This window comes from Stenotrophomonas sp. 14P6.2.3 (genome assembly GCF_057799055.1).
Genome location: NZ_JBYOLA010000019.1, coordinates 18,329 through 34,181, shown reverse-complemented (window position 1 = coordinate 34,181; position 15,853 = coordinate 18,329). Strand labels below are relative to the sequence as shown.

Here is a 15,853-nt window from a genome sequence, read left to right as displayed (position 1 = left end):
GCCGCTGGCCGGCAACCTTGCACGCGTTTCCGCAGGCCATGAAGTTGCCGGCCAGCGGGCGGCACTACCGGATCCCACGCGGGTAGCGCCGGGCCATGCCCGGCGAGCGGTCAGCGGTACAGGTACCCGAACAGCGCATGGCCCACCTGGAACAGGCTGATGCCCAGCACCAGCACGCCCACTGCGACCAGTACCCAGCGTTCCTTCACCCGCTTCACCAGCACCGCCGCCACCGGCGCAGCCATCATGCCGCCGATCAACAGGCCGGCGACGATCTGCAGGTGCTGCACGCCCATCGACAGCAGGAACGTGGCCGAAATGGTCAAGGTGACCACGAACTCGGCCGCGTTGACGGTGCCGATCGTGGTCCTGGCCTGACCGCCGCGGGCGAGCAGGGTGGAGGTGGCCACCGGGCCCCAGCCGCCGCCGCCGCTGGCATCGAGCAGGCCGGCGAAGAAGCCCAGCACCGGCACCCGGCGGATCTCGCCCTTGGGCATCCAGCGGCCGGCCGCGCGGGCCAGGATGATGATGGCCAGCACCAGCAGGTACAGGTAGATCAGCGGGCGGATCAGGTCGCCAGGGACCTGTGTCAGCACGTACGCGCCGAGTGCACCGCCCAGTGCGCCGGGCAGGGCGAGGCGGAAGAACAGGCGTTTGTCGACATTGCCGGCGACCAGATGCGACACACCGGAGGCCCCGGTGGTGAACACTTCAGCGGTATGCACGCTGGCACTGACCTGTGCGGGAGGCAGCCCCATGCTGAGCAGCACTGATGAAGAAACCAGTCCGAATGCCATGCCCAGCGCGCCATCGACCAGCTGTGCGCCGAGGCCGATGAGGATGAACCACCAGAATTCGCTGCTCAGCTCCATGGATCGAGCCTAGCGGATGCGGGTGTGCGCGACATGCGATGGCGTGTCGCACGTACGACGACCCGCCGGGCATGACCCGGCGCTACCGTGGTGGAGACCTTGGGGTAGCGCCGGGCCATGCCCGGCGGACATCTGTCGATCAACGGGTGCCGTACAGCACCACGGTCTTGCCGCGGGCGTGCAGCAGGCCGTCGGTCTGCAGCTTCTTCAACACCCGGCCGGCCATTTCGCGCGAGCAGCCGACCAGACGGGCCAGTTCCTGGCGTGAGACGCGCAGCTGGCTGCCCTGCGGGTGAGTCATCGACTCCGGCTCCTGCGCCAGATCGTGCAGGGTGCGCACGATACGGTCGGTGACATCCAGGAATGCCAGACGGCTGGCCTTGCGGCTGGTGTCCAGCAGGCGCTTGGAGATCTGCTGGCCCAGCGCGTACAGCAGGCGCGGGGCATCAGCCGACAGCGGGCCGAGGAACAGTTGATGCAGCCGCTCGTAGCTGATTTCGGCCAGCTCACAGGCAGTCCGGGTGCGCAGGATCACCTCGCGGCGGTCCGACTCCACGAACAGGCCCATCTCGCCGACGAACTCGCCGGCGCCGAAATAGCCCAGTACCAGCTCACGGTCCTCCTCCTCCTCGGCCATGATCGAAACCGAGCCGCTGATGACGTAATACAGAGTGCCAGCCGGGTCACCGGGTCGGAAGACGTCGGTACGGGTGGGATAGCGCCGCCTGTGGCTGTGGGCCAGAAAGCGGTCGATTGTTGCGATGTCCAAGGCCAATGGGCTGCTAGCTAGGCGCACGGTTGACACGATAGGGGCGCTCCCTCTGCGCATGAACGGATTCACGGGGTCGATAGCGGAGCTTAACCAGCGCAATTGTTAAGGGCAAACAGTGTGCCAGAAGCTGAGCGTCTTCACGTTCCCCCTGGAGACACTTATGCCGCATAATTCACCCTTTCCCTTCTTACACAGGAATCGACCGCCGTGGTCAAGCCGTTGCCTCGCCTGAGGTTGCAGGGTTTCAACAACCTCACCAAGGCGCTGAGCTTCAACATCTATGACGTGTGTTACGCGCGCACCGAAGAGGAGCGTCAGCGTTACATTGAATACATCGATGAAGAGTACAACGCCGACAGGCTTACTCAAATCTTGACCGATGTCGCTGAGATCATCGGCGCCAACATCCTCAACGTGGCGCGCCAGGATTACGATCCGCAGGGTGCCTCGGTGACGATCCTGATCTCCGAAGAGCCGGTGATCGACAAGAAGCAGGCCGGCAAGGAGTTGATTTCCGATGCCGTGGTCGCGCACATGGACAAGTCGCACATCACCGTGCACACCTATCCGGAAACGCACCCGCAGGAAGGCATTGCCACCTTCCGCGCCGATATCGACGTGGCTACCTGCGGCGTCATTTCGCCGTTGAAGGCACTGAACTACCTGATCGAGAGCCTGGAATCGGACATCGTGATCATGGACTACCGTGTCCGTGGCTTCACGCGTGATGTGAAGGGCAAGAAGCACTACATCGATCACAAGATCAACTCGATCCAGAACTTCCTGGCCAAGAACATCAAGTCGCGTTACGAGATGTTCGACGTCAACGTCTACCAGGAAAACATCTTCCACACGAAGATGCACCTGAAGGACTTCGACCTGGACCAGTACCTGTTCGAGGAGAAGGCCAAGAACATCTCGTTCAAGGAACGCATGAAGATCGAAGCGCTGCTGCGTCGTGAGATCGAAGAGCTGTTCCACGGCCGCAACCTGGCTGAGTGACCCATGCGCGATGCCGTCAGGCATCGCCACCCAGGCGGGACGCCCCGCCCCGTGGAGCCTGCGCTTGGCGCAATCTTCAGTTCCACGGCGATGTACCGACCTACGGCCCGGTGTGAAAACACCGGGCCGTTTCGTTTTTCTCAAAAAAGGTAAGGAGCCCCCACCCATGCCCTGGATCTATCTGCTGCTGGCCGGTCTGTTCGAGATCGGATTCGCCCTTGGAATGAAGTACTCCGAAGGTTTCAGCAAACCCGTGCCGACCGCCCTGACGGTGGTGTCGGCCCTGATCAGCCTGTACCTGATGAGCCAGGCGATGAAGAACATTCCAGTGGGCACGGCTTATGCGATCTGGACCGGCATCGGCGCCATGGGCGTGACGGTGCTGGGCATCTATCTGTTCAACGACAGCGCCTCGCCGGCACGCCTGGCCTGCGTGGGCCTGATCGTGGCCGGTGTGATCGGCCTGAAGCTGGTGTCGCCCAACTGAAAGGTGGCCCGACCAACGGTCGGGCCCCACCGTGTGGTTTGGTAGGCCCCCACCGTTGGTGGGGGCTCCCCCTCAAATGCGGTAGGCAATGGTCTTCATCACCTTGGAGGCCAGCGCCATCGCGCCGGGAATCGGGAACGGCAGGCGGCGTGCGCCGGCCTGCTCGGCGTGCTCGGCATGCCGGGCCTCGTCTTCCTTCATCACCCGGATGACCGCGCGGCTGCGCAGGTCGCCGGCCGGCAGGTCGACCAGGTGTTCGTCCAGATGGGCTTCCACCTGGCGCTCGGTCTCGACCACGAAACCCAGGTTCCAGCCATCGCCGCGCAGCCCGGCCAGGGTGCCGATGGTGTAGCTGCCGGCGTACCAGAGCGGATTGAACAGGCTCGGGCGGCTGTCCAGCTCGCCCAGGCGGGTGGCGCACCACGCCAGGTGATCGGTCTCTTCCTGGGCCGCTTCCAGCAGATGCTCGCGGGTCGCCGGATCGCGCGCCACCGCGGCCTGGCCGAAGTACAGGCCCTGGGCGCAGACCTCACCGACATGGTTGATCCGCATCAGCCCGGCCGCGTGGCGACGCTGCGCGCTGTCCATGCCCGGCTCGCCGGTGTCCGTGGCCGGATAGGGGCGGCTGGCCGGCGGGTTGCCGAACACCGTGTCCAGGGCGCGCTGCGCCTCGGTCAGCAGATGGTCCAGCGGGGTGGTCTGGCGAAGCACGGTCATGGCGGCACGGCGTGAAGCGGGGGAGGCCCGATTCTCGCCCGGCCCCGGTTCCCTGCCAACCCGGGGCTGGAGCCGGCTTGCACCTGCCAGCCAAGCTGCGTACAATGCCGCCCCTTACGCTCCACCTTTCACAACGCGTGGCAGAGTTCCGGCGAGTCCTTCGCCGCAATGAGCCCGACCTAACCAAGAGTTCTTCATGAGCACTTTCACTGCCAAGAACGAGACCGTCCAGCGCGACTGGTACCTCGTCGACGCCGAGGGCAAGACCCTGGGCCGTCTCTGCACCGAGCTGGCCCGCCGTCTGCGTGGCAAGCACAAGCCGGTCTACACCCCGCACGTTGATACCGGCGACTACCTGGTCGTCATCAATGCAGAAAAGATTGTCGTCACCGGCAAGAAGCTGCAGGACAAGATGTATCACCGTTTCACCGGTTACATCGGCAACCTGAAGACCGAATCCCTCGCCCAGGCGCTTGAGCGCCACCCGGAGCGCGTGATCGAGACCGCCGTCAAGGGCATGCTGCCGAAGGGCACGCTGGGTCGCCAGATGTACCGCAAGCTCAAGGTCTACGCCGGCACTGAGCATCCGCACGCCGCACAGCAGCCGCAGGTTCTGGATATCTAATCATGGCTATCACTCAAAACTACGGCACTGGCCGCCGCAAGTCCTCCACCGCTCGCGTGTTCCTGCGCAAGGGTTCGGGCAACATCACCGTCAATGGCCGTCCGCTGGACGAGTTCTTCGGCCGTGAGACCGCTCGCATGATCGTGCGCCAGCCGCTCGAGCTGACCAAGAACACCGAGAGCTTCGACATCCTGGTCACCGCCGCTGGCGGCGGCACCACCGGCCAGGCCGGTGCGATCCGTCTGGGCATCGCCCGTGCTCTGGTCGAGTACGACGAAACCCTGAAGTCCGAGCTGCGCAAGGCCGGCTTCATGACCCGCGATGCCCGCGAAGTCGAACGTAAGAAGGTCGGTCTGCACAAGGCCCGCCGCGCCACCCAGTTCTCCAAGCGCTGATTTACCGCGCCTGGCTGGGCTCCTTCGGGAGCCCGCTGGTTGGAAAAGCAAAAGCCCGGCTTCGGCCGGGCTTTTGTCGTTCTGGGGGTGTGCATTTCGAGGTTGCCGGCCAGCGGCTGGCACTCCCTGTTCCAGGTGCGCGCGGCGGGCGAAGGTGGGGCGTGGAATGCGTGACCAGATTAAACGCAAAAGGCCAGATCTTTCGATCTGGCCTTTTGCGTTTAATTTGGCTGCCCCTGATGGATTCGAACCACCGATGCCTGAGTCAGAGTCAGGTGCCTTACCGCTTGGCTAAGGGGCAATGTAACGTGTAACTATTTTCTCACTCTTCACGCTGAAAAACAACTTGATTTTCAGTGTGGTGGCTATGGGTGGACTCGAACCACCGACCCCAGCATTATGAGTGCTGTGCTCTAACCGGCTGAGCTACATAGCCTTGGTGAGCCCGCTATTCTGCTGATGTGTACAAGGACTGTCAACACCTTTGTATCGAGCTTGTGGCCCGACAGACGGCATGGGATAGTCCCAACCAGTAGATTTTCTTAGGAGTCCGCATCGTGATCGATCCGGACGGCTATCGACCGAACGTCGGCATCGTGCTGATGCGGCAGGACGGGCAGGTGTTCTGGGCACGACGTGTGCGCCGGGATGGCTGGCAGTTCCCGCAGGGTGGCATGAACACCGACGAGACGCCTGTCGAGGCCATGTATCGTGAACTGCAGGAAGAGACCGGGCTGTTGCCGGAGCACGTTGAAGTGCTCGGGGCGACACCGGGCTGGCTGCGCTACAAGCTGCCGGCGCGTGCCATCCGCCGCAATGAACGCCAGGTCTGCATCGGCCAGAAGCAGGTCTGGTTCCTGCTGCGCCTGACCGGTGACGAGGCCCACGTCAGCCTGGACCATACCGACTCGCCCGAGTTCGATCATTGGCGCTGGGTCGACTTCTGGTACCCGGTGGAGCATGTGGTGGTGTTCAAGCGCGGTGTCTATGCGCGCGCCCTGCGACATCTGGCGCCGTTGGCCCAGGGGGTGGCGGGGCAGGGCATCAGTGCCATGCCCAAGAGCGCTGCCGAGGCCTGGATGCCAGGCCATGCCGCTGGCCATGACCGGCCGCGAAAGCGGCCCCGCAGCCACGGGTACTGGCCGAAGAAGGCGCAGGGCGAGGGGCCGGTCACCTGACGGGCTGAACGGTATCGAGAATGGTTCAGGTCTCTGATTGACAACCATTCTCGTTTCCATTGGAATAGCGACCAGGCCGCTACTGGCCTGTTGCCCTGGTTCCCGCCCGTGTACGTCTGCATCTGCAACGGTGTTACCGACCATCAGATCCGCGAAGCCGCCAGCCATGGCGTCACGTCGGTGGCCGAGCTGACCATGCGTACCGGATGCGGCGCTACCTGCGGTTCCTGCCTGGACATGGCCGGTGATCTGCTGGCCAAGGCACGTGCCACCCACGATCTGCCGTTGCCGGTACTGGGCCTGGCGCAGGTCGCCTGAGTCGTCTCGCAGCGCGTTGACGCTGCGTTCTCCTGATCTTCATTGCGGGCCGCACTGGCCAATGCGCACGATTCGCGTTCCTTCACGCGCGCGCGCAAGGCGTTACAGTGCCCGCGATTTCAGCGTGCAGGAGCATCCCCATGAAGGGCGACACCAAGGTCATCGAATTCCTCAACAAGGTCCTCTACAACGAGCTGACCGCGATCAACCAGTACTTCCTGCACGCCAAGATGCTGAAGAACTGGGGCATCAAGGAACTGGCCGAACACGAGTACAAGGAATCGATCGAGGAGATGAAGCATGCCGACATGCTCGCCGATCGCATCCTGTTCCTCGAAGGCCTGCCGAACTTCCAGGCGCTGGGCAAGCTGCGCATCGGTGAGAACCCTACCGAGATCCTGCAGTGCGATCTGTCGCTGGAACGCGATGGCGTGGTCACGCTGCGCGAGGCCGTGGCCTACGCCGATTCGGTCGGCGACTACGTCAGCCGCCAGCTGTTCGTGAAGATCCTCGACTCCGAGGAAGAGCACATCGACTGGCTGGAAACCCAGCTGGAACTTATCGAGCGCATCGGTGAGCCGAAGTACCTGCTGAGCAAGCTCGAAGAGTGATTCAGCGCGCTTGGCCGGCGAGGTAGCCGGTCAGCGCCACGCGTGCGCGGGCGAACTCCGCCACCAGCAGCGCCACTGCCACGGCAGGGCGCTGCAGGCTGCCACTGCGGGCTTCGTGTTCGATCCGCCGCGCCACCGCTGACAGCGACAGCGCACCAACGTTGGCGCTGGAGGATTTCAGGCTGTGCGACAGCGCCTGCAGGCGTTCGATGTCGTTGCCCTGCGCGGCCTGCTGCAACTGTTGCACCAGCTGCGGTGCGTCTTCCAGGAATACCGTCACGATCTGCGCAGCGGCATCGCCGATCACCGCATGCAGTTCATCCAGCACGCTGCGATCAAGCACCGGCTGTGGAATCGGGATCGAGCGTGCTCGTTCATCGCGCGGGCCTTCGCCGTCGGGCGCGCTCGGCGCTGCCGGCAATTGCACAGGTTCCGGCAGCGCTGCATGTGCGCGATTCGCGGATGGCCGGCCCCAACGTTGCAGCAACGCATGCAGCGCCTCCCGCGCGATCGGCTTGGACAGATAGTCGTCCATGCCTGCCTGCAGGCAGCGTTCGCGATCACCCGCCATGGCATTCGCAGTCATCGCGATGATTGGCAGCCGCGTGCGACCCGCATCGGCTTCTTCCCTGCGCCAGCGCTGTGTTGCGCTGTAGCCGTCGAGCACCGGCATCTGGCAGTCCATCAGCACGACGTCGATTCCACCTTCGCGCAACAGTGCGAGGGCCTGCTCGCCGTCGGCGGCGTTGCGCACCTGGCACTGAAAGACCCGCAGCAGGTGCTCGGCCACCATCCGGTTGACCGTATTGTCCTCGACCAGCAGGACACGCAGATCCAATGACGGCAGCGTGACGGCCGGCTGTGCATCTTCGGCGTTGGCCAGCAGCGCCGCTGGGCGCGCGGTGGCGGTTGGCTGCGCCAGCAGCGCGTGCAGGGCGGCATCGTTGAATGTGCTGTGCAGCTGCTGCTGGCGCGGCCGCAGCGTGACCGGATCGTCCTGCAGCCACAGCACCTGCAGCGTGTCGTCGGCACCGCGCTCGGCCAGGGCCCGCTGCAGGGCCGCCTCGCCATTGCGGCGTTGACGCGCGTCGATCAGCAGCCATGCCGGTGTGCTCTGGCCCGGACGTGGCGCTGCACGCAGGCGTTCCATTGCCTCATCGATGCTGGCCAGCAGCTGCACCTGCAGGCCGTGGTGCGCGGCGATGCGTTCGACGCGTAGCTGCAGCTGAGTATCGGCGGTGTACAGCAGCAGCGCTGCCGGCGAGCGTGCCAGCGCCGGCAGATCGCCGGGGACCTTCAGCAGCGGTATTTCAAACCAGAAGGTTGCCCCCTGTCCCGGGGTGGACCGCACGCCGATGTCGCCATGCATCAGGTCGGTGATGCGCTTGCAGATGGCCAGGCCCAGGCCGGTGCCACCGTAGATGCGTGTGGTGGACGCGTCGGCCTGGCTGAAGGACTGGAACAGCCGCGCCTGCTGGGCTTCATCGATGCCGATGCCGGTGTCGACCACTTCGAAACGCAGCTGGTGCTGGGCGGGGCCTTCACCCAGCCGCTGCACGCGCAGCTGCACCTGGCCACGTGCGGTGAACTTGATGGCATTGGCCAGCAGGTTGCCCAGTACCTGGCGCAGGCGCACCGGGTCGCCGCGTACCGGCAGGCGCACGGCCGGATCCAGTTGCAGGCTCAGCGTCAGGCCCTTGGCTTCGGCGGCGCGCTGCAGCAGCTGCACCACGCCGTCGAGCAGCTCGCGCAGGTTGAAGCTGGTGATCTCCAGTTCCAGTGCCTGCGCTTCCAGTCGCGAGTAATCGAGGATGTCATCGACGATGCGCAGCAGCTGCTGCGAGCTGGCCGAGGCAGTGGCCAGCATCTGCCGCTGGTCCTCGCCGAGTGGACCACGGGCGATCAACTCCAGCATCGGCAGGATGCCGTTGAGCGGCGTGCGGATCTCATGGCTCATGGTGGCCAGGAACTCGCCCTTGGCCAGCACCGCCGCTTCAGCCGCCTGCTTGGCCTGCAGCAGCTGATGTTCCAGCTGGCCCTGTCGCTCGGTGGTGCGCCGCAGCTGGTCGCGCTCGCTGATCAGGGTGATGCGGTCGCGCTGCAGTGCCGCCAGCGCGTGACTGCGCGAACGCAATCGCAGGCCCAGTACCAGCAGGGCGATGATGGCCAAGGCCAGCACCGCCAGCAGCGCGACCGTCGATGACACTCAGAGCACCGCGTTGTGGAAGTCGAAGTTCAGGTCGCTGCCGGCCGACTGCACCATGTTGCCCTGGATGTAATCGACACCACCGACCCACATCGCGGCCGCTGCCTGCGGATCCTCGATCTGCTGGCCGATGATCTGCAGGCCGGCTGCATGCGCCTGCTCGATCGATCGGCGCAGTTCTTCGCGCGTATCCGGGTTGGAGTGGCTGCTGGAAAAGCGTGCGGCCATGCGCACGAACGACAGCGGCAGCTGGGTGAGCAGGGCCAGGGCTTCGCTGCCCGGTTCGAACTGGCTCAGGCAGAAGCGCACGCCGACGCTGGCCATGCGCTGGCAGAACTGCTGCAACGGCACGGTGTGGATCAGCGCATCGGGCAGGCGCACGTCGATCACCAGCGCGCTGCCGGGCAGGCGACGTTGCTGCAGCGATTCCAGCAGCCAGTCAGCGAACGCATCGCGCTGCAGGGTACGCAGCGACTGCGAGACGAACAGGTTCAGCGGCTGGGTGGCATGGCGATACAGGTCGAGCAGGCCCATCGCATGCTCCAGCACCTGCTGGTCGAGGTCGGCGATGCGACCAGCGGCTTCGGCCGCCGGAATCACCTGGCCGGCGGTCAGCACGCTGCCATCGGCCCGGCGCAGGCGCAGCAGCAGCTGGTACTGCGCGCTGCTGCCGCCGGCGACGGCGACGATCGGCTGGTAAGCGAGCTCCAGCTGGCCTTCCAGCAGCGCCAGGTGCTCCTGCTCGGTCGTCACCTGGCGGTGCACGTGGCCCGCCACACCGGCGCTGAGCAGGCGTGCCTGCAGGGTGGTGCGTTCGACCGCTTCCAGGGCGCTGCTGGCATCGTCGAAACCCGGCGACAGCGGCGCGTAGCCGACCACACCACGCAGGTGCACCGATTCGTCGTCGCGGATCACGAAGGCGCGCGCGGACAGCTGCTCGCGCAGGGTGCCGGCAATCGCTTCCAGGCTCTCCTCATCGGTGTTGCGTGCCAGCAGCAGGAAGCTGTTGTCGTTCAGGCGCGCCAACAGGTGCGGATGGCCAGCTTCGGCAAGGCGTTGCCCGGCCTGCACCATCAGCCGCTCGAAGGCCGCGTAGCCGTAGCGCTCGCGCAGGCCCAGCGCGCTGGAGATTTCCACGAAGAACACGCCACCGCGTTCGTGCTGGGCAAGCGTTGCGTTGAGCTGCTGCAGCACGTGGTGGCGCGTGGGCAGCCCGGTTTCCGGGTTGCTGGTCGCCGGTGCGCCGTTGGCACCCGGCAGGGTCGCGGCCTGCGCGCGTGCGCGGCGGATACGGTTGGCCACCGCAGCGATCAGGTGGCGTGGCCGGATCGGCTTGCTCAGGTAATCGTCGGCACCGCAGTCGAGCACTTCGAACTGGCGCTCCGGGTCCGGGTCGCCGCTGAGGAATACGATCGGCAGCAGCTGCATGCCGGGCTGCTGGCGGATCATCGCGGTCAGCCGCATGCCATCCAGCCCGGGCAGGTGCAGATCCATCAGGATCAGGTCCGGGCGTTGCTCGCGGATGGCCTGCTGCACGCCATCGGCGTCGCCGAGCACGATCGCCTGCATGCCAGCGCCATGCAGCACGCTCTGCGCGAACAGCGCCTGGGCACGGTCGTCTTCGACGATCAGCACGCGGTAGGGCGAGTCGGCGTCGACAGGCGCCACGTCATTGTTGCCCGCCTCTGGCAGTGCGGCGGCGGAGGGCAGCGGCGGCGGAGCAGTCAGTCGGGTACCGTCGCTGGGTGCTGACGAGGCCGGCATCTGCACGGTCGCTGACGGCGGTGCCTCGGCAGGCGTGGCCGCAGCCAAGGGGGCGGCCCAACGTTGCCAATGATCGGCCGGAGGGGTTTCAGCGCGTCCCGGGCGGGGGCCCGCGGCGGATTCGTTTGCGGCCATCGATGCTCCTGGTGTTCGCGGCCATTATGCGACAAGCCCGCCGATCAGCCGGTACCGGGTTGCCGTTGTCCGTCGTCGCTGCCGCCACGTGCCAACCAGCGCACGCTTTTCCACAGGGTGCGCCAGACCAGCCAGACCAGCAATGCACCGGCCAGGCTGCAGGCCAGCACCACCACCAGCGCGATCCATGGATGCGCCAGCGCGAGCGCCAGCCCGCCGATCACCACGGTATCTTCGGCCGCCGAGGCGACCCAGTTGCTGGCCGGCTCCGGCGATGTGTTGAGCAGGGCGCGGGTGCCGGCCTTCAGGCCGTGGCTGGCCAGCGCAACGCCCGCGCCGGCCACCAGTGCACCGGTGCCCAGGTCGCCATCGGGTGACAATGTCGCTGCTGCGAGGAAGGCACCGGCGGGTACGCGCGCCAGGGTCTGCACCAGGTCCCAGGCTGAATCGACGCCGGGAATCTTGTCCGCGAAGAATTCGGCGATGGCCAGCACCGCCGACGTGCCCAGCACCCACCACGATTCGGTGGCCTGCAGTGCCGGTGGCAGGTCGACCCAGCCGAGCAGGCCGGCGATGCCGACGCCGAATACGGTGAGGTAGACGCGGATGCCGGCCAGCCAGGCCAGCAGGATGCCGATCACGAACAGGTGGGCTTCGGTCATGGCGGGCTCCGGCGGCGGAACTGTGCGGGGTGCCACACTATCGACGATGGAGTGGCTGAATGCCACCGCCCGGTGCCGGCCGGCACGGGGGAAACCTGCCGTTCCTGTCATACACTAGCCCGTCGTTTGCCCCAGGGGCCGTACTGGCGTCGCCACTGCGATGCCACGGAGACTACCCATGAACAACCGCCCTCCCATGCGTGTGCAGGTCCGCCTTCCCGGTGCCCCGCAACCACCTGCCGACCGCCGTCGCCTGCTGGTGATCGCGGGCATCTGGCTGCTGAGCCTGGTGCTTGCGGTGCTGGGTGGCTGCTGGCTGGGTGCGCCGCGCGGTGAACAGGGCCAGCGCGTGCAGGTTGCCGAGAAGCGCGCCGATACCCTGCAGACCCAGCTGACCGAGCTGCAGCAGAAGCAGGCCACGCTGGAAGCGTCGGACCGCATCAGCCGCGCCGCCAACAACGAAGTGCAGTCTTCGCTGGCCGAGCGCGACGAAGAGATCGCCGGCCTGCGCGCTGACGTCGCCTTCTACGAACGCCTGGTGGGCTCGACCAGCCAGCGCAAGGGCCTGAACACCCATTCGATTGAATTCAGCCCGGAATCGGCCGGCACCTGGCAGTACAGCGTGGTGCTGACCCAGAACCTCAACCGGGGTGCGATCAGCCAGGGGCAGATGCGTTTCACGGTGGAAGGCGTGAAGAACGGCAAGCTGGCCACCATCAGCTGGGACGAGCTGCACCAGCGCAGCAAGGTGCCGGGACAGGATTACTCGTTCCGGTACTTCCAGCAGCTCACCGGCAGCGTGATGCTGCCGGCTGACTTCACCCCGCAACGGGTGAAGGTGACATTGGGGAGTGGTGCGGGGGGCACCACGCAGGTATTCGACTGGAAACAGGCCGGCGCACCGGCCAGCAAAGGGGAGTAGGCAGATGTTCGGAAGCAGCAAATCGAGCCGTGATGGCCAACTGGTGGTGGATGCCCTGATCGGCAACCAGGTGGTGATCCGTGGCGATGTGGAATTCAGTGGTGGTCTTTACGTGGAAGGTCGCATCCACGGCAAGGTGATTGCCCAGGAGGGCGCCAGCGCGGCGACCCTGACCCTCGCCGAGCACGGCGTGATCGAAGGCGAGATCCGTGCCCAGGTGGTGGTCATCAGTGGCCGTCTGGACGGCGACGTGCATGCCACCGAGAAGGTTGAACTGACCCCGAGTGCCCGGGTCAACGGCAACGTTCATTACCAGGTGGTGGAAATGAATGCGGGTGCCCAGCTGAACGGCCGGCTGATCCATGCCAGCGCCCCGATGCAGGCCCTGCCAGCGCCGGAGAGCCAGGACGCCGGTGACGGCAAGGGCGACACCGCCGCGCGCCGCAAGCTGGCCGAGGCGATGGCTTGAAAGCCACCGCCTGCGCCCCCATGCTGAGCCCATGAACACGCTCGTCTCCCTCCCCGGCGCCACGCCGGCCGCTGCGCCCGACTACCAGTCGCTGGATCGGCCGCTGAACTTCACCGAGGCCGCTGCGGCCAAGGTCAAGGAACTGATCCAGGACGAGGGCAACCCCGACCTGTCGTTGCGCGTGTACATCGAGGGTGGCGGCTGTTCGGGCTTCCAGTACGGGTTCGAGTTCGATGAGAACCGTGCCGGCGATGACCTGGCGGTGCAGACCAGCGGGGTCACCCTGCTGGTCGATCCGCTCAGCCTGCAGTACCTGATGGGCGCCGAGGTGGATTACACCGAGAGCCTGACCGGTGCGCAGTTCGTGATCCGCAATCCGAACGCCAAGACCACCTGCGGCTGCGGCAGCAGTTTCAGCATGTAATTGCAGGGCGTGGGGCAGGCGCCCCACGCGGTGCCTTCGGTAGATCCACGCCATGCGTGGATGGCCCTCGCTGCAACCACAACAGCAGATTGCGCACAGCGCCGACCTTGCCACCCGCATCGATTGGCGGCAGGCTAGCTGGATGCTCACTTCTCCTTCGCCGCTTTCCGGTTTTGCCTTCGTGGGTGAACCGTTGGAGCGCGCCGATGCCATGCGCGAAGATGCCGATGCTCTGGCGCGCCTGTGGCCCGATGCGCGCATTCTTGTCCTGGACCAGGACGGCACCGCCTTCACCGGTGATGACGACCAGCCGTTGGCGCTGACCGGCGCTGATGTCGGTGGCGGGCCCGGTGTCGCGATCTTCCTCGGCCTGCGTGGCGAGCAGGCGTGGTTCTCGGTGGAAGCTGCCAGCGTGACCGTCACCGCGCCACGCCGGCTCGATCTGCGCCAGGCCGCACTGCTGTGGACCGTGGCCGATGCGACCGCCTTCAGCTACGCCCGCGGCATGTCCTACTGGCAATCGCGTACCCGCTTCTGCGGGGTCTGCGGCACGGCCGTGACGTTCGCCCGTGGTGGCTTCGTCGGCCGCTGCCCGCAGTGCGCGACCGAGCACTATCCGCGCGTTGATCCGGCAGTGATCGTCGCGGTGGAGAACCAGGGACGGCTGCTGCTGGGCCGCCAGTCCAACTGGGCGCCGCGCCGCTATTCGGTGCTGGCCGGCTTTGTCGAGCCGGGCGAGACCTTCGAACAGACCGTAGCGCGCGAAGTACACGAAGAGAGCAAGGTGCGGGTGACCGCCTGCCAGTACCTCGGCTCGCAGCCCTGGCCGTTCCCGGGTGCATTGATGGTCGGTTTCCGGGCGCAGGCACAGGACGACGTGCCGACCGTGGACGGCGAGCTGGAAGACGCGCGCTGGTTCAGCGCCGAAGAGGTGGGAGCTGCCCTCGCACGTGACGTCGAGGACGATGGTGAAGGCATCCGTCTGTCGCCGCCGATCTCCATTTCGCGGGGCCTGATCGAGCATTGGTACCGCCAGCAACCGGCGTCCGGCGGCGCCAGCATTGCCGCCACCTGAACACGCTGCCGGTTACAGTACGGTTCACCGCTGACGGCGGCGCTGCGACAGGTAAGGTAGCGACGCCGAACGCTTGCTCGTAGGGAGACCTGCCATGTTCACCACCCTGGTCGCCGTGTTGGTGGCACTGGCCCTTGGCCATGTCGCCCCGGCCGCTGCCGCGTCGCTGCGCCGTTTCGACGGCTTCCGGCGCTGGCTGGGCTGGCTGGACGCGCACGGTGGTCGGGCCTGGCAGGGGGCCGCCGGCGTGGCGCTGGCGATCGTACCGCCACTGCTGCTGATGGCACTGGTCGCCTGGCTGCTGCGCGGGGTGCTGTTCGGCCTGCCGGCGCTGCTGCTGGGCGTGGCCGTGCTGGCCTGGTGCTGGGGCCCGCGGGATCTGGACCGCGACATCGAAGCAATCATCGATGCCGACGACGCGCCGACCCGGCAGGCGGCGGTACGCAACCTGCAGTCGGTCGGTGGCAGCCTGCGCGAGGATGTTCCTTCACTGGTCGAGGCGACCGTGCTCAACGCGCTGCGGCGCTGGTTCGCGGTGCTGTTCTGGTTCCTGCTGCTGGGCCCGGTGGGTGCGCTCGGTTATCGCCTGCTGGCATTGATGGCGGAAAGCCCGATGCGTGCGCGCGTGCCGGTGGAACCGCTGGCGCTGGCGCAGCGGCTGCTGGGCTGGATCGAGTGGCCGGTGGCCCAGTTGATGGCGTTCTCGATGGCCCTGGTCGGCAACTTCGACACGGCCTGGAAGGCATGGCGCCAGGCGCATGGTGAACGCTTGGCCGGCGACATTGGTTTCCTGGGCGCGGTGGCGCGTGCCAGCGTCAATGCCGAACTGCGCGAAGATGCACACGATTACACCGAAGCCGGCCTGCTGCCGGTGTGGCAGCGGCTACCCGACCTGCGTGATGCGATGAGCCTGGTGTGGCGGATGCTGCTGCTGTGGCTGGCGGCGCTTGCCGTGCTGGTAATCGCGGGCTGGGTGACCTAGTTGTTCTTTCTGCAGGGCTTGCAGCCCTGCACCCGCTGAAAGCAACAGCAACAGCAACAGCAACGGCGGCTCTGGATTTCTGTGGGTCTGGCGGGGCGATGTGGCCCTGCAGCCCCACACTGCCCCACCCCCGACAGGCTCCGGCGGCTGTTGGTAGGTGTCGACCTTGGTCGACACGGTAGATCCACGCCATGCGTGGATGCAGAGCGAAGCGATCCGCTTCCGCTTTTGATCTTT

General features: G+C 66.1%; 18 protein-coding genes and 2 tRNA genes. 12 read left to right on the top strand and 8 right to left on the bottom strand.

Features of this window, described 5'->3' with window-relative positions; all coding sequences use genetic code 11:
• Nucleotides 1-110: 110 nt before the first annotated feature.
• Nucleotides 111-872, bottom strand: a complete 762-nt coding sequence (locus AC27VL_RS14770; protein ID WP_100553819.1) for a sulfite exporter TauE/SafE family protein — start codon at nt 870-872, stop codon at nt 111-113.
• A 139-nt stretch (nt 873-1,011) separates the two neighbouring features.
• On the bottom strand, nt 1,012-1,701 hold the full coding sequence (gene crp, locus AC27VL_RS14765; RefSeq protein WP_089238148.1) for a cAMP-activated global transcriptional regulator CRP: 690 nt from the start codon (nt 1,699-1,701) through the stop codon (nt 1,012-1,014).
• A 150-nt stretch (nt 1,702-1,851) separates the two neighbouring features.
• On the opposite strand from crp, the gene speD reads away from it, so the two are divergent.
• On the top strand, nt 1,852-2,646 hold the full coding sequence (gene speD, locus AC27VL_RS14760; RefSeq protein ID WP_025874620.1) for an adenosylmethionine decarboxylase: 795 nt from the start codon (nt 1,852-1,854) through the stop codon (nt 2,644-2,646).
• A 166-nt stretch (nt 2,647-2,812) separates the two neighbouring features.
• Nucleotides 2,813-3,133, top strand: coding sequence for a DMT family transporter (locus AC27VL_RS14755; RefSeq protein ID WP_025874621.1), 321 nt, complete (start codon nt 2,813-2,815; stop codon nt 3,131-3,133).
• A 72-nt stretch (nt 3,134-3,205) separates the two neighbouring features.
• Here AC27VL_RS14755 and coq7 read toward each other — a convergent pair whose 3' ends face one another.
• Complete coding sequence (coq7, locus tag AC27VL_RS14750; protein WP_100462173.1) at nt 3,206-3,850, bottom strand: 2-polyprenyl-3-methyl-6-methoxy-1,4-benzoquinone monooxygenase; 645 nt, start codon at nt 3,848-3,850, stop codon at nt 3,206-3,208.
• A gap of 196 nt (nt 3,851-4,046) precedes the next feature.
• Here coq7 and rplM point away from each other — a divergent pair, with 196 nt between their 5' ends.
• Both rplM and rpsI read left to right on the top strand, forming a co-directional pair.
• The gene (gene rplM, locus AC27VL_RS14745) at nt 4,047-4,475 is read left to right on the top strand and encodes a 50S ribosomal protein L13 (RefSeq protein WP_025874623.1); all 429 of its coding nucleotides are present in this window, start codon (nt 4,047-4,049) and stop codon (nt 4,473-4,475) included.
• A gap of 2 nt (nt 4,476-4,477) precedes the next feature.
• Nucleotides 4,478-4,870 carry a 30S ribosomal protein S9 gene (gene rpsI, locus AC27VL_RS14740; RefSeq protein ID WP_005411311.1) on the top strand — a complete coding sequence of 131 codons (393 nt, stop codon included), beginning with the start codon at nt 4,478-4,480 and terminating at the stop codon, nt 4,868-4,870.
• A gap of 227 nt (nt 4,871-5,097) precedes the next feature.
• Here rpsI and AC27VL_RS14735 read toward each other — a convergent pair.
• Nucleotides 5,098-5,171, bottom strand: a tRNA-Gln gene (locus AC27VL_RS14735).
• A gap of 58 nt (nt 5,172-5,229) precedes the next feature.
• A tRNA-Met gene (locus AC27VL_RS14730) sits at nt 5,230-5,306 on the bottom strand.
• A gap of 121 nt (nt 5,307-5,427) precedes the next feature.
• On the opposite strand from AC27VL_RS14730, the gene AC27VL_RS14725 reads away from it, so the two are divergent.
• The 3 genes from AC27VL_RS14725 (at nt 5,428) to bfr (ending at nt 6,977) form a co-directional block, all read left to right on the top strand.
• Nucleotides 5,428-6,048, top strand: coding sequence for an RNA pyrophosphohydrolase (locus AC27VL_RS14725; RefSeq protein ID WP_100553818.1), 621 nt, complete (start codon nt 5,428-5,430; stop codon nt 6,046-6,048).
• 108 nt (nt 6,049-6,156) lie between these two features.
• Complete coding sequence (locus AC27VL_RS14720) at nt 6,157-6,366, top strand: (2Fe-2S)-binding protein (RefSeq protein WP_089237360.1); 210 nt, start codon at nt 6,157-6,159, stop codon at nt 6,364-6,366.
• Between the two features lie 140 nt (nt 6,367-6,506).
• Nucleotides 6,507-6,977, top strand: coding sequence for a bacterioferritin (gene bfr / locus AC27VL_RS14715; RefSeq protein WP_025874625.1), 471 nt, complete (start codon nt 6,507-6,509; stop codon nt 6,975-6,977).
• A gap of 1 nt (nt 6,978) precedes the next feature.
• Here the strand turns inward: bfr and AC27VL_RS14710 are convergent, their stop codons facing one another.
• From AC27VL_RS14710 to AC27VL_RS14700, 3 genes are read right to left on the bottom strand one after another with little or no spacing between them, the layout of a single operon-like run.
• On the bottom strand, nt 6,979-9,183 hold the full coding sequence (locus AC27VL_RS14710; RefSeq protein WP_488767123.1) for a hybrid sensor histidine kinase/response regulator: 2,205 nt from the start codon (nt 9,181-9,183) through the stop codon (nt 6,979-6,981).
• Complete coding sequence (locus tag AC27VL_RS14705) at nt 9,184-11,082, bottom strand: EAL domain-containing protein (RefSeq protein WP_100553816.1); 1,899 nt, start codon at nt 11,080-11,082, stop codon at nt 9,184-9,186.
• A 44-nt stretch (nt 11,083-11,126) separates the two neighbouring features.
• Nucleotides 11,127-11,744, bottom strand: a complete 618-nt coding sequence (locus tag AC27VL_RS14700; RefSeq protein WP_100553815.1) for a DUF4126 domain-containing protein — start codon at nt 11,742-11,744, stop codon at nt 11,127-11,129.
• Nucleotides 11,745-11,922: 178 nt separating this feature from the next.
• Between AC27VL_RS14700 and AC27VL_RS14695 the strand changes: the two genes are divergently transcribed.
• From AC27VL_RS14695 to ampE, 5 genes are all read left to right on the top strand, one after another.
• The gene (locus tag AC27VL_RS14695) at nt 11,923-12,666 is read left to right on the top strand and encodes a DUF6776 family protein (RefSeq protein WP_089237352.1); all 744 of its coding nucleotides are present in this window, start codon (nt 11,923-11,925) and stop codon (nt 12,664-12,666) included.
• Nucleotides 12,667-12,670: 4 nt separating this feature from the next.
• On the top strand, nt 12,671-13,135 hold the full coding sequence (locus AC27VL_RS14690) for a bactofilin family protein (RefSeq protein ID WP_089237350.1): 465 nt from the start codon (nt 12,671-12,673) through the stop codon (nt 13,133-13,135).
• A 31-nt stretch (nt 13,136-13,166) separates the two neighbouring features.
• Entirely contained in the window at nt 13,167-13,559 is a 393-nt protein-coding gene (gene erpA / locus AC27VL_RS14685; RefSeq protein WP_025874631.1) for an iron-sulfur cluster insertion protein ErpA, read from the top strand.
• A gap of 142 nt (nt 13,560-13,701) precedes the next feature.
• Entirely contained in the window at nt 13,702-14,634 is a 933-nt protein-coding gene (gene nudC, locus AC27VL_RS14680) for an NAD(+) diphosphatase (RefSeq protein ID WP_089237348.1), read from the top strand.
• Between the two features lie 94 nt (nt 14,635-14,728).
• A complete protein-coding gene (ampE, locus tag AC27VL_RS14675; protein ID WP_488767119.1) occupies nt 14,729-15,616 on the top strand; it encodes a regulatory signaling modulator protein AmpE in 888 nt (295 codons plus the stop codon).
• The last annotated feature ends 237 nt before the right edge of the window (nt 15,617-15,853 follow it).